This window comes from Hymenobacter sp., assembly GCF_036388155.1.
Taxonomy (GTDB): domain Bacteria; phylum Bacteroidota; class Bacteroidia; order Cytophagales; family Hymenobacteraceae; genus Hymenobacter.
Genome location: NZ_DASVSI010000054.1, coordinates 18,960 through 30,815, shown reverse-complemented (window position 1 = coordinate 30,815; position 11,856 = coordinate 18,960). Strand labels below are relative to the sequence as shown.

14 protein-coding genes are annotated in these 11,856 nt (G+C 58.1%); all 14 read right to left on the bottom strand.

Translation table 11 applies throughout. The features are described 5' to 3' along the window. Positions 1–129: 129 nt before the first annotated feature. A complete protein-coding gene (locus tag VF629_RS07785; RefSeq protein WP_331057902.1) occupies positions 130–1,557 on the bottom strand; it encodes a dihydrolipoamide acetyltransferase family protein in 1,428 nt (475 codons plus the stop codon). 107 nt (positions 1,558–1,664) lie between these two features. Continuing rightward, positions 1,665–2,063, bottom strand: coding sequence for a hypothetical protein (locus VF629_RS07780; protein WP_331057901.1), 399 nt, complete (start codon positions 2,061–2,063; stop codon positions 1,665–1,667). A 15-nt stretch (positions 2,064–2,078) separates the two neighbouring features. Further along, entirely contained in the window at positions 2,079–2,531 is a 453-nt protein-coding gene (locus VF629_RS07775) for a hypothetical protein (RefSeq protein ID WP_331057900.1), read from the bottom strand. Positions 2,532–2,545: 14 nt separating this feature from the next. Continuing rightward, on the bottom strand, positions 2,546–2,917 hold the full coding sequence (locus VF629_RS07770) for a hypothetical protein (RefSeq protein ID WP_331057899.1): 372 nt from the start codon (positions 2,915–2,917) through the stop codon (positions 2,546–2,548). A 180-nt stretch (positions 2,918–3,097) separates the two neighbouring features. After that, positions 3,098–4,444 carry an acetyl-CoA carboxylase biotin carboxylase subunit gene (gene accC / locus VF629_RS07765; RefSeq protein WP_331057898.1) on the bottom strand — a complete coding sequence of 449 codons (1,347 nt, stop codon included), beginning with the start codon at positions 4,442–4,444 and terminating at the stop codon, positions 3,098–3,100. 149 nt (positions 4,445–4,593) lie between these two features. Continuing rightward, the gene (gene accB / locus VF629_RS07760) at positions 4,594–5,070 is read right to left on the bottom strand and encodes an acetyl-CoA carboxylase biotin carboxyl carrier protein (RefSeq protein ID WP_331057903.1); all 477 of its coding nucleotides are present in this window, start codon (positions 5,068–5,070) and stop codon (positions 4,594–4,596) included. A gap of 83 nt (positions 5,071–5,153) precedes the next feature. Then, positions 5,154–5,717 (bottom strand): elongation factor P, encoded by a 564-nt coding sequence (efp, locus tag VF629_RS07755; RefSeq protein ID WP_331057897.1) that lies wholly within the window; start codon positions 5,715–5,717, stop codon positions 5,154–5,156. 103 nt (positions 5,718–5,820) lie between these two features. Then, positions 5,821–6,816, bottom strand: a complete 996-nt coding sequence (locus VF629_RS07750) for a beta-ketoacyl-ACP synthase III (RefSeq protein WP_331057896.1) — start codon at positions 6,814–6,816, stop codon at positions 5,821–5,823. A 151-nt stretch (positions 6,817–6,967) separates the two neighbouring features. Continuing rightward, positions 6,968–7,909, bottom strand: a complete 942-nt coding sequence (gene plsX, locus VF629_RS07745) for a phosphate acyltransferase PlsX (protein WP_331057895.1) — start codon at positions 7,907–7,909, stop codon at positions 6,968–6,970. Between the two features lie 115 nt (positions 7,910–8,024). Next, positions 8,025–8,255: a 50S ribosomal protein L32 gene (gene rpmF, locus VF629_RS07740; RefSeq protein ID WP_331057894.1), complete on the bottom strand. Its 231-nt coding sequence runs from the start codon at positions 8,253–8,255 to the stop codon at positions 8,025–8,027. 61 nt (positions 8,256–8,316) lie between these two features. Next, entirely contained in the window at positions 8,317–8,850 is a 534-nt protein-coding gene (locus VF629_RS07735; protein WP_331057893.1) for a DUF177 domain-containing protein, read from the bottom strand. Between the two features lie 188 nt (positions 8,851–9,038). Next, positions 9,039–10,067 carry a 4-hydroxythreonine-4-phosphate dehydrogenase PdxA gene (gene pdxA, locus VF629_RS07730; RefSeq protein ID WP_331057892.1) on the bottom strand — a complete coding sequence of 343 codons (1,029 nt, stop codon included), beginning with the start codon at positions 10,065–10,067 and terminating at the stop codon, positions 9,039–9,041. 6 nt (positions 10,068–10,073) lie between these two features. After that, positions 10,074–10,334 (bottom strand): Imm32 family immunity protein, encoded by a 261-nt coding sequence (locus tag VF629_RS25880; RefSeq protein ID WP_422653716.1) that lies wholly within the window; start codon positions 10,332–10,334, stop codon positions 10,074–10,076. Between the two features lie 2 nt (positions 10,335–10,336). Then, positions 10,337–11,800 (bottom strand): leucyl aminopeptidase, encoded by a 1,464-nt coding sequence (locus tag VF629_RS07725; protein WP_331057891.1) that lies wholly within the window; start codon positions 11,798–11,800, stop codon positions 10,337–10,339. Positions 11,801–11,856: the final 56 nt, after the last annotated feature.

Sequence of the window (11,856 nt, the reverse complement as noted above, 5' to 3'; positions counted from 1 at the left end):
AAAAGAACGTCATGCTGAGCGGAGTCGAAGCATCTCTACCGCGGCAGTAATCCTGATTAGTGAATTAGTGTTGCGGTAGAGATGCTTCGACTCCGCTCAGCATGACGTTCTTGAGGTTGCTTGTATGCGTTAAATGGCCGTATTCGGGTCGAACTGCTCCAGGTAGTCGGCCACTTTGCGCACAAACATGCCGCCCAGCGAGCCGTCGACCACGCGGTGGTCGTAGCTGTGCGAGAGGAACATGAAGTGACGTACGCCAATCAGGTCGCCCTGTGGCGTTTCAATCACGGCGGGCTTTTTCTTGATGGCGCCCACCGCCATGATGGCCACCTGCGGCTGCATGATGATGGGCGTGCCCATCACATTCCCAAACGAACCCACGTTGCTGAGGGTGTAAGTGCCGCCTTCAAGGTCTTCGGGCTTGAGCTTGTTGGCGCGGGCGCGGGTGGCGAGGTCATTCACGCGCTTGCTCAGGCCATTGAGGTTGAGCTGGTCGGCGTTGTGAATGACGGGCACAATCAGGTTGCCGCTGGGCAAAGCCACGGCCACGCCAATGTTGATGTCGCGCTTCTTGATGATGTAGTCGCCGTCAACCGACACGTTAATCATCGGGAAATCCTGGATGGCCCGGGCCACTGCCTGCACAAAAATGGGCGTGAAGGTGAGGTTTTCGCCCTCGCGCTTTTTATAGGCGTCCTTGTGCTTGTTGCGCCACGTCACCAGTTCCGTCACGTCGGCCTCCACGAAGCTGGTGACGTGGGGCGAAATGCGCTTCGAGTCGACCATGCGCTGCGCAATCATCTTGCGCATGCGGTCCATCTCAATCAGCTCCTGGCCGCCGCTCACGCTGGGCGCGGGTTTGGAAGCCGTTTGCGGACTCGGTGCCTTGGCGGCTTGGGGAGATGGCGTTTCGGCAGGAGCGGGAGGCGTGGCCGTCGCCTGGGGCTGCGCAGCAGAAGCTGGAGCCGCTACGGCCGCTGGGGCTCCGCCCGTTAGGGCCGGCTTGCCGTTGGCCACGTAGTCCAGAATGTCTTTTTTTGTCACGCGACCCTCCTTGCCAGTCCCTGGCAGGTATTCCAAGTCGGCCATGCTCACGCCTTCCTCGCGGGCAATGCTCAGCACCAGCGGCGAGAGGAAGCGGCCGGGCTGATGCACGGCGCCTTGCGCTAGGGCCTGCTGGGCGGCTTGTGAGGCTCCGGCCTCGGGCAGGTAAGGCACTTCGGCCACCCCAGCATCGGGGCGAACGCCGTTGCTGGAGGGCGCAGTGGCCGCTTGCGGCGCAACGGGGGCCGCGGCAGGAGCACCGGCAGAGGCCTTATCGGTTTCCATGATGGCAATGGGCGCGCCCACGGCCACGACTTGGCCTTCCTGCACCAGAATCTCCTGCAACACGCCCGCGTGAATGGCCGGTACTTCGGTATCTACTTTATCGGTGGCTACTTCCAGCACTGATTCGTCCTGCTCAATGGTATCGCCAACTTGCTTGAGCCATTTCAGGACGGTGCCTTCCATGATGCTTTCGCCCATTTTGGGCATCGTCATTTCCACTCGTGCCATATTAGGAGGGGTATTTTGGGAATTAGGGGGAGGGTGGGAGATTAGTGGGGCAAAGGTAGCCCAAAAGCCGAACGCCCCCGGCGCACAGGGCGTCGGGGGCGTTCAAATCAGTTTCTCGCATTCACTACATCGCGGGTGGTGCGGTGGAAGTGCTTGCGCTTCAGCTTGCGGCGAATAGCGGGCGGAATGAATCCACCGGCTTGGTAGTGTCGAATGATGGCGGCCTCGTTCTCGGGGCTGTAGTCGCTGGCCTTCAACGTGCCCGCAACGTAAAAACCGGTGTTAAACAAGGCGTCCCGACGCACTTCTTGCTTGGTGAGCGGGCTGCCGGCACGTTCGGCATTGTAAGCCTTGCTCGCCGCACTGTCACCGAATGATTGCATGCTTTTGCCACCGGCGCGCTTCTGGTTAAACAGCTTATGGACCGCAAAAACGGTGTCACGGCCCTGGCCAAAACCGGGCAACGCCAAGCCTGTGAGGAGGAAAAATATAAAGAGCTTGTTCATGAGGAATAGCAATTACTATAGCATCATGGCCTTGAAATGTTTTGCGCGGAGCCGGCGCCGAACATCTGGCGGCAAGGGCCAGCCCTGCTCATATAGCCGCACGATGGCTCCTTCGCGGTCTGTGCTGAAACGCCAGTATTGCCGCATCCCCAGTGCGGTGGGCACAATACCGATAATGCCTAGCAAAACAGGTATGCCGGTTTGCCCTCGGGCAATTCCAAACCCGGTACCCGTTAGACCTGCCATGCCGTAGCCCGACGTGGTGAGTCCTTTGCCTCGAAGCTCCCGAAACAGATTGTGCACGGCAAAGGCCGAGTCGCGCACGGGGCGCAACGCAGCCACATCCTGGGCCAGCAGGTGAAAGCCAACAAACAGCAGCAAACCGGTAAAAAGCAATCGAGCAGGCATGCAACAAAGAAAAAGGCCCCAACTCAGGGGAAGAGTCACAGCCTCTTGCTTGGGTTGCATCGGCGGGCAACCGGTTATTTATCTATCGTGATAGTTGGAATGTCTACTTCGTTCAAATCGCCTCCAGTCACAGGTGCTGCGCGTTGGAAATTAGTGAAGCAGATGCTACGGTTCTTCGCAAACCGACCATCCGGGTCATTGATGATGACAACGTGCTCGAAAGTACCAAACTCCTTGCCCTCATACAGCAGTGTCTTTTTGATGCCCAAACCGGGCTTATTCACCACGTCCACGTAAATGCGGCGACCCATTCCCTTTGGTCCGGGCTTAGCATAAAGCACCGTGGTTTCGATGTTGCCGTTGCATTCATCCGCGCAAGAGGTAATAACGAGGCACGCCGCAAACAACCCTAACGAACCGAATGACTTTAACCGTGGAAGAGGCATAATTTTAAATGACCAAAAAGACCAATAAAATGGAGCAGATTCAGTTCTTGGGACCTAACCCAATTTTTTGATTCAATGGCAAACTTACCACCTTGCCAATAGAAACCCCCTGAGTTAAGAAGGCAAATAAAAACGCCCAGCCAAACTGGCTGGGCGTTTTTATTTAACGGAGCATCTTGCTTAAATCGTCGAGAAATCGAACGACTCCTCCAAAAATGCTGTGGTGAAGTCGCCTTCGTTGAACTTCACATTGTCCATCAACGCGAGGTGGAAGGGGATGGTGGTTTTCACACCTTCCACCACAAATTCGCTCAGGGCGCGCTTCATTTTCACGATGCACTCCTCGCGGGTTTGGGCCACGGTGATGAGCTTGGCAATCATGGAATCGTAGTTGGGTGGAATCTGGTAGCCGGCGTACACGTGCGTATCCACGCGCACGCCGTGGCCGCCGGGGATGTGCAGCGTGGTGATGCGGCCCGGCGCCGGACGGAAGCCATTGCGCGGGTCTTCGGCGTTGATGCGGCACTCCATGGCGTGCATCTTCGGAAAATAGTTTTTGCCCGAAATCGGAATGCCCGCCGCCACTTTGATTTGCTCCTTGATGAGGTCGTAGTTGATGATTTCCTCCGTCACGGGGTGTTCCACCTGGATGCGGGTGTTCATCTCCATGAAGTAGAAGTCGCGGTTGGCGTCCACCAAAAACTCGATGGTGCCCACGCCCTCGTAGCCAATGGCCGAGGCGCCCGCAATGGCCGCCTTGCCCATTTGCTCACGCAGGGCGTCGGTCATGAAAGGGGAGGGGGCTTCTTCCACCAGTTTCTGGTGGCGGCGCTGAATGCTGCAGTCGCGCTCCGAGAGGTGCGCCACGTGGCCAAACTGGTCGCCCACAATTTGCACCTCGATGTGGCGCGGCTGCACCACGTACTTCTCGAGGTACATGCCGTCGTTGCCGAATGCGGCCTTCGACTCGGTGCGCGCATCGTCCCAGGCTTTCTGGAATTCGTCGTCGGAATGAATGATGCGCATGCCGCGCCCGCCACCACCGGCCGTAGCCTTTATAATGACGGGGTATTTGATTTTGTTGGCAATTTTCTTGCCCTGCTCTACCGATTCAAGCAGGCCGTCCGAGCCGGGCACCACGGGCACGCCTGCCTTTATCATGGTGGCTTTGGCCGTGGCTTTGTCGCCCATCTGGTTAATCATCTCGGGCGAGGCCCCGATGAACTTGATGCCGTTTTCGGCGCAAATGCGCGAAAACTCGGCGTTTTCCGACAGGAAGCCGTAGCCGGGGTGAATGGCGTCGGCGTTGGTAATTTCTGCCGCCGCAATCAAATTCGGCATGCTCAGGTAAGACTTGGCCGAAGCCGGAGGGCCGATGCACACGGCTTCGTCGGCAAATTTCACGTGCAGGCTTTCCTTGTCAGCAGTCGAGTACACGGCCACCGTTTTGATGCCCATTTCCTTGCAGGTACGGATAATGCGCAGCGCAATTTCGCCCCGGTTGGCGATGAGTATTTTCTTGAACATTGGGTGGGTCTTGGGAACTTAGGGTCCTGGGTTCTTAGGAACTTGGTTTGATGAAACTAGCCAAAAGCAAAGGCTTGGAAACGTGGAAGCAAAGCTGCGCCGAGCGGCTAACAACCAAGTCCCCAAGTTTCCAAGCCCCTAAGTCCCTGCTACTCTATCAAAAACAGCGGCTGGTCGTACTCCACCGGGGTGGCGTTTTCTACCACGGCTTTCACGATGCGGCCGCTCTCTTCAGCTTCAATTTCGTTGAACAGCTTCATGGCTTCGATGATGCAGATAACCTGGCCTTTCTCCACCATGTCGCCCACCTGCACAAAAGCCGGAGCATCGGGCCCGCTGCTCCGGTAAAAGGTGCCAATCATGGGGGCCTTCAAGGTCTTGTAGCTGGCACTGGCTGCTTCCGGGGCCGCAGCCGCCGCAGCGGCCGAAACTGCAGCGGCCACCGGGGCAGCAACCGGAGCCGGGGCCGCTACCGCGACGGGAGCCGGCGCGGCGGTCGTTACCACGTGCTTGGTGTTGGGGTCGCGCTGCACCGAAATCTTGAATTCCTCCGTTTCAATGTTTACCTTGTTCAGACCCGATTTGGCAATAAAATCGAGCAGTTCTTGTAATTCTTTGGCTTTCATGGCAGCGTCCTTTTTGGGCGAGTTTGACATATTCAATAAGCAGTTGGTTGCGCGCTATTAGCTTTTAACTAACGGCTTAAATCCTATTTCACGCGCTCGACGTAGCTGTAGTCGCTGGTTTTTATGCGGATTTTGGTGTCGGTGTCAATGAACAGCGGCACTTGGATGCGGGCCCCAGTTTCCACCGTGGCAGGCTTCAGGGTGTTGGTAGCGGTGTCGCCGCGCAGGCCCGGCTCGGTGTAGGTCACCACGAGGTCAACGGTGGTGGGCAGCTCGGCCGTGAGGGGTTGCTCGGTCTCGGCATGAAACAGGATGGTGGCTTCCTGGCCTTCCTTCATCAGGTCGGCAAAGGGCACCATGGCCTCGGGCAGCACCACCTGTTCGAAGGTGGCGTTGTCCATGAAATTGTAGCCGTAGTCGTCCTTATACAGAAACTGATGGGGGCGCTGCTCCACGCGGGCCGTTTCCACTTTCACCCCAGCGTTGAAGGTGTTGTCGATGGTGCGGCCGGTTTTGATGTTGCGCATTTTGGTGCGCACAAAAGCGGGGCCTTTGCCAGGTTTCACGTGCTGAAACTCGGTGATGACGTGCAGTTCTCCGTTGTAGTTAAGAACGAGCCCGTTGCGGAAGTCGGCGGTACTTGCCATGATGGGAATTTTAGGAGGTAAAGGTGAGACTGAAAAAGGGAGGAAGCTGAAGCCAAGATGGCCGGGGCCCCAAACCCATTCCAAGCGCACAAATTTAAGTTGACTATTTGGGGTCGTAAGCCCACTTTAGGTAGATGGAGCCCCAGGTGAAACCGCCCCCAAAGGCGGCCAGGATGAGGTTGTCGCCGCGGCGCAGCTGGCTTTCGTAGTCGGCCAGGCACAGCGGAATGGTGCCGTTGGTGGTGTTGCCGTAGCGGTGAATGTTGAGCATCACCTTTTCGGGGCCCACGCCCATGCGGTTGGCCGTGGCGTCGATGATGCGCTTGTTGGCCTGGTGGGGCACCAGCCACGCCACGTCGTCTTTGCTGAGGTGGTTGCGGTCCATCACCTGGGCGGCCACGTCGGCCATGCTTTTCACCGCAAATTTGAAGACGGTGGCGCCTTCCTGGTAGATGTAGTGCTCCTTGTTGTCCACCGTTGCGTGCGTCGGGGGGCGGCGGCTGCCGCCGGCTTTCTGGTGCAGGTAGGCTTCGCCGCTGCCATCGGTGCGCAGCACTTGGTCGAGCAAGCCGTAGCCTTCGGTGTTGGGCTCCAGCAACACGGCAGCAGCGCCGTCGCCAAACAGAATGCAATTGGCGCGGTCGGTGTAATCAACAATCGCCGACATTTTATCGGCGCCCACCACGATGACCTTCTTGTGCGTGCCGGCCTGGATGTATTGCGCGCCGGTGGCTAGCGCAAACAAAAAGGTGGAGCACGCCGCGTTCATGTCGAAGCTAAACGCCTTGGTGATGCCCACGCCGTTGGAAATGATGTTGGCCGTGGCCGGGAACAGCACGTCTGGGGTAGTGGTGGCGCAAATCAGCAATTCCACATCGTCGGGGTTGGTGCCGGTTTTGTCCAGCAGCTGCTGCACTGCCTTGATGCCCATCACGGAGGAGCCCTGATTTTCGCCCTTCAAAATGCGCCGCTCCCGAATTCCGGTTCGTGACATTATCCACTCATCCGTGGTGTCCACCATTTTTTCAAGCTCAGCATTGGTCAGCACGTATTCGGGCACATAAGAGCCCACGCCAGTGATGGCAGCAGTAATATTCATACGGGCAAAAGTAGGCGGGGCAAGGGAGAAACTAGGAATCAGCGCCGAAAATAAGCAGGGACTTGATTCGCAAACAGTAAGATATAAGCGGAACGGTAGGTAAAAAAAATCCGGCCGAAGCCGGAAGTTTTACACTGCGCAGTGCCGCAATTTACGACTTAAAAGTGGCCTTAATCTGGTCGACAATGCCGGATGCTGCCATGTTGTAGCCTTGCTCCAGCATGTTGGCGATGGCCAAGGGCGTGCTGCGACCGTGGCCAATGATGGCGTTGTCGTTGATGCCCAAGATGGGCGAACCGCCCACGGCTTCGTAGTTAAACTTGTCGAAGAAGGGGTCATGCATTTGCTTCTCGTCCATCATTTCGTAGATGGACTCGGCCATTTTCAGCAAGATGTTGCCCGTAAAGCCATCGCACACAATGACGTCGGCTTTGTCGTTGAACATGTCGCGGCCCTCAATATTGCCCACGAAGTTGATGTGCGGGTTCACCTTCATCAATTGGTGCGCTGCCTGGGTAATGGGAGTGCCCTTGCCTTCTTCCTCGCCCAGGTTGACCAAGCCCACCTTAGGCCGCTCGATGCCCAGCACGTGCTGCGCGTAGAGGGAGCCCAGCTCGCCGAATTGCTCCAGCATTTCGGGCTTGCACTCGGCGTTGGCGCCTACGTCGAGCAGGATGCCGAAACTGTCTTTGAGCTTGGGGGCAAAATTGGCAATGGCCGGGCGTATCACGCCGGGCACCGCTTTCACGGTGAGCATGGCGCCCACCAGCATGGCGCCCGTGTTGCCGGCCGAGCAAAACGCCTCAACGGTGCCCGCCAATAGCATTTTGTAGCCCACGGCAATGCTGGAATCCTGCTTTTGTTGGAAAGCCCGGGCGGGGTGTTCGCCCATGTCGATGATTTGCGACGCAGGAACAAATTCGAGGGCGGCACCTGCGGGACCAGCGGCATCGAGCAGGGGCCGCACGGCATCTTCCTGACCAATGAGGACGATGGTGGCCCGGCCAGCCAATTTCTCAGCAGCCATTAGGGCACCCGCCACGGCGGCTTGGGGGGCGAAATCGCCGCCCATTGCGTCGAGGGCTATTTTCATGAACGAGGTGTTTGGGGTAGGTCAGGGAAAGAGTAGCAACCAAAAGTCCGGCCCCGCTGGCTTAAAAAAGAGCGAAGCCGGACCGTATGGTGCCGCGAAGTAACAACCTGACGCGCTATTCGTCGTCGCCGGTGGTATCAGCCGCCGGTGCCGCGTTCACTTTCGTGTAGTTTTTGATGGCCAACTGACCATTGTGGTAGAGGTCGCCATCCACTACGTACGCCTTGTGGCGCAAGTGCAGCTCGCCGGTGTTGGGGCACAAGGTAACGGCCTTCGGGGTGAGCTTGTAGTGGGTACGACGCTTGTCGCGAACGGCGGAAGAGGTGCGGCGCTTAGGATGAGCCATGGTTTTGTTGAATTAGGAAATTTGAAGTTGAGTTGAACGAGTGCGGGGCGACTCGGGGCGCTTAGTTGAGGTTGCGCAGGGCGGCCCAACGCGGGTCGGCCGGCTCGTCGTCATCGGGCTCATCGTCGGCAGGACGGGTGCTGAAAATGAGCTTGGTGGGAGCGTCGGGGTTGTCGTCGGCTTCGTTTTGGAAGCGCGGGTGCAGCTTCTTCATCGGCAATGCCAACCCGATGTAATCGTACAGGTGCTGCGCGAGCGGCAGGGTTTGGGTGTCCGGCGTGATTTGCAGCACGTTGTCGTCCAGCTCCTTGTTCTCGTCGCCAAAGCGCACCAGCAGTTGCTCTTCAATGTCCAGCGGCTGGTCGAACTCGTCGAGGCTGCGGTCACAGGTCAGGCAAACAGCGCCGCTGATGTGAAAATTCAGGGTCATCAGCCGCTCGGTTTTAATGAGTTCCACATCGGCGTGCAGATTGCCCCGCTCCACCAAGGGCTGGTCGAACAAAGCAAAAAAGTCGGGACCCAGCTCGAACTCAAAATGGTGCGTTTTCAGCGCCAGTTTGGCTAAATTGATGTCGTATTGGCTTTCTTTTTTCACGGTCGGCTTGATAGCAGGGGGCAAAAGTAGTGAAATTCCGGCTTTTTGCCAAAAATGAAGCCCAACTTTCTCAGCTGCTTCCCTTCGAAATCAGTGCTGTTTACGTTGAGCATCAGGTGGTATTAACTCCCGCTGCTTGTCTGTATACGTGGGTGGCCAAGCTTGAGTGGCCCATTATGCGGACTGAACTAGCGGGCGGACCGGGGTTCGGCACCCCGCTGACGTTCGCGCCACACTTCGCAGGCCGTGTACACCGCCGCCCGAAACGAAGCCTCGCTGGCCTTGTACTGGCCCGCCAAGCCGTAGGCAGTACCGTGGTCGGGGGAAGTGCGCACAACCGGAAGGCCTGCTGTAAAATTCACTCCCCGTTCAAAAGCCATCAGTTTGAAGGGAATTAGGCCTTGGTCGTGGTAGAGGGCGAGCGTGGCGTCGAACTGCCGGAACTGCTGGGTGCCGAAGTACCCATCGGCGGGGAAAGGGCCGAATACTAGGTGGCCGTCTTGCGCAAACTGCTGGATTATGGGATTCACCAAGTCGTTTTCTTCACTGCCTAGCAGACCGTTTTCGCCGGCGTGGGGGTTGAGCCCCAGTACCGCAATACGTGGCTTGAGAATGCCGAAGTCCTTCTTCAGCGAGGCGAGCAGCAAGTTGATTTTGGTGCGCAGCAAGTCTGGCGTGAGCCGAGAGGGCACGTCCTTCAGGGGCATGTGGCCGGTAACGGTGGCAATGCGCAGGCCTTCGTCAACCAAGAACATGAGGCTTTCGGGTGCCTCAAAGAAGCTGGTTAGGAACTCGGTGTGGCCGGGGTAGCGGAAGTCGTCGGCTTGAGTATTGTCCTTACTGATAGGAGCCGTAACGAGGGCATCTAGCTTGCCCGCTTTGAGGTCGCGGCTGGCGGCGAGGAGGCTTTCGCGCGCCGCTTGGCCGGTAGCCGGCGAGGGCTGGCCGGGAGCCAGGGCAAAATCTTCCTCCCAGCACGTCACGGCGTTTAGGCGGCCGGGTGCAATATCGGCGGCGTCGCGCAGCTGCCGAAAGGTGAGGTGCTCAGCGTCGGGGGCAGTAGGAAAATCGTCGAAAAGGGCCGTGGCAGTGCCGTAAATGACGGGCGTACAGATTTTCAGCAGGCGCTCATCGAGCAGCGTTTTGTAGATGACTTCGGGGCCGATACCGGCGAGGTCGCCAACGGAAAAGCCGAGGCGCGGGAGGTGTTGGGGCATGGGGTTTTAGTCCGTTTTCTGGATGACTAACTCGATTGAATTGTCTTCCAATGAATTCAACTCATCGTAATGGATATGACAGCCCGTTGGGACATCGTCTTGAGCAAGCGCCATTAAATGAGTTGCTAGAGAGATTAAACCGGCTTTGTTTGCACTCAAATGAAAGCAGTTTGCAGTCCCCGAAGTCGAGACACTAAATCCGGTTTCCCAATCCGTAGAAAGACCTGTTTCAGGGGAATAATCAGGAAGGTTTAGCGTAACTGTCATTACTATACCTTCTCTAAACGTTTAGTCAGGAACTCGTAGAGCAAGCGCACGCCCACGCCGGTGCCGCCTTTGCCGCGGTAGCTTTCGGCGGCGGTCAGGTAGGCCGGCCCGGCAATGTCCAGGTGAATCCAGGGGTAGCCTTCAGCAAAACGCTCCAGGAATTTTGCGGCGGAAATGTGGCCGGCTTCCCCTTTGCCCAGGTTGCTTAGGTCGGCGATGTCGGACTTGATGTGGTCGGCGTACTCGTCCCACAGGGGGAATTCTACGAGGCGCTCGTGCACAGCATAGCCCGCCGCGGCGAGCTCCTGCAAGGTCGCGGCTTCGGCGGTACCCAAAACGGCCGAGGCCTCGGTGCCCAGGGCCCGCACGGCAGCGCCGGTGAGGGTAGCCAGGTCGATGACCAACTCGGGGTTGTACTTCTTCGCGAAGCTCAGCGCATCGGCAAGTAGGAGGCGGCCTTCGGCATCAGTGTTTTTTACTTCTGCCGTCAGCCCGCTGTGCATGGTAATGACGTCGCCGGGCGCGTAGGCCAGTCCGCCGGGGCGATTGTCGGTGGCCGGAACTAGGCCGATTACGTGCAGTGGGACATTGTTTTTGGCCAGGGCGTAGAGGGTGCCGGCCACTGCCGCCCCGCCAGCCATGTCGCACTTCATCATGTCCATGCTGTTGGGCGTGGGCTTGAGGCTGAGGCCGCCGGTGTCGAACACCACGCCCTTGCCCACCAACACGTAGGGCTTGGTGTTTTGGGCGCCTTCGGGCTTCCACTCCAAAATACTGAAGGTGGGCGGCTCGGGCGAACCCAGGTTGACCGCCAGCAGGCCGCCCATGCGGAGTGCTTCAATTTTGGGTAGGTCGAGAATGTCGGTTGTGAAACCGGCTTCGTCCCCGGCCGTGGCAATGCTTTCGGCCAGCTGGATGGCATTGAGCTTATTGAGCGGCGCATTTACTAGGTCGCGAGCCAGACGCACGCCTTGTAATAAGCCCTCTAACTGCGCAATTGCTTCTGGTGTAGCGGCCTCGCCAACCACGGAAACGGTGGTGAGAGTAGCCTTTTTGCGCGACTTGGCGTCCGTTTTATAGCCCTCGAATTTGTAAGCACTCAGTGCCAAGCCTTCGGCCAAGAGCAGGGCGGCATCAGCGCGTCCGGTCAGGTTGTGGATGAATACTTCGGCTACTTTTTCGGTTTTGAGCTGGCCGTGCAGCGTGTGGCCGGCGCGGCGCAGGGCTTCGCCTACTTGGCCGGGAGTGGGCTTGTCGACCAGCACCACGAAGTAGTGGTGATGCGTGAAGTGGTTGAGGTGAACGAGCTTCTGCTCGTCGGCCAGGGCCGTGCTAACGTACTGTTGCGCCTCGGCCGAGAGGTCACCGGTGGCGGCTTCGGGAAGGGCGGTAGTGCCGTGGTCGAGGATGAATACATGCGTCGATTGGGCCGGGGCGGTGGCTGCCAGGGCAAGAGCTAAGGACATGAGCGGGAGTGAAGGACGTAGATTTGAGCCCGCAAGGTAACGTAGCCGCAGGGCTC

What these genes read in the sequence shown, in the direction of transcription:
- VF629_RS07785 (WP_331057902.1), bottom strand. Translation starts at nt 1,557, where the DNA reads ATGGCACGAGTGGAAATGACGATGCCCAAAATGGGCGAAAGCATCATG.
- VF629_RS07780 (WP_331057901.1), bottom strand. Translation starts at nt 2,063, where the DNA reads ATGAACAAGCTCTTTATATTTTTCCTCCTCACAGGCTTGGCGTTGCCC.
- VF629_RS07775 (WP_331057900.1), bottom strand. Translation starts at nt 2,531, where the DNA reads ATGCAACCCAAGCAAGAGGCTGTGACTCTTCCCCTGAGTTGGGGCCTT.
- VF629_RS07770 (WP_331057899.1), bottom strand. Translation starts at nt 2,917, where the DNA reads ATGCCTCTTCCACGGTTAAAGTCATTCGGTTCGTTAGGGTTGTTTGCG.
- accC (WP_331057898.1), bottom strand. Translation starts at nt 4,444, where the DNA reads ATGTTCAAGAAAATACTCATCGCCAACCGGGGCGAAATTGCGCTGCGC.
- accB (WP_331057903.1), bottom strand. Translation starts at nt 5,070, where the DNA reads ATGAAAGCCAAAGAATTACAAGAACTGCTCGATTTTATTGCCAAATCG.
- efp (WP_331057897.1), bottom strand. Translation starts at nt 5,717, where the DNA reads ATGGCAAGTACCGCCGACTTCCGCAACGGGCTCGTTCTTAACTACAAC.
- VF629_RS07750 (WP_331057896.1), bottom strand. Translation starts at nt 6,816, where the DNA reads ATGAATATTACTGCTGCCATCACTGGCGTGGGCTCTTATGTGCCCGAA.
- plsX (WP_331057895.1), bottom strand. Translation starts at nt 7,909, where the DNA reads ATGAAAATAGCCCTCGACGCAATGGGCGGCGATTTCGCCCCCCAAGCC.
- rpmF (WP_331057894.1), bottom strand. Translation starts at nt 8,255, where the DNA reads ATGGCTCATCCTAAGCGCCGCACCTCTTCCGCCGTTCGCGACAAGCGT.
- pdxA (WP_331057892.1), bottom strand. Translation starts at nt 10,067, where the DNA reads ATGCCCCAACACCTCCCGCGCCTCGGCTTTTCCGTTGGCGACCTCGCC.
- VF629_RS25880 (WP_422653716.1), bottom strand. Translation starts at nt 10,334, where the DNA reads ATGACAGTTACGCTAAACCTTCCTGATTATTCCCCTGAAACAGGTCTT.
- VF629_RS07725 (WP_331057891.1), bottom strand. Translation starts at nt 11,800, where the DNA reads ATGTCCTTAGCTCTTGCCCTGGCAGCCACCGCCCCGGCCCAATCGACG.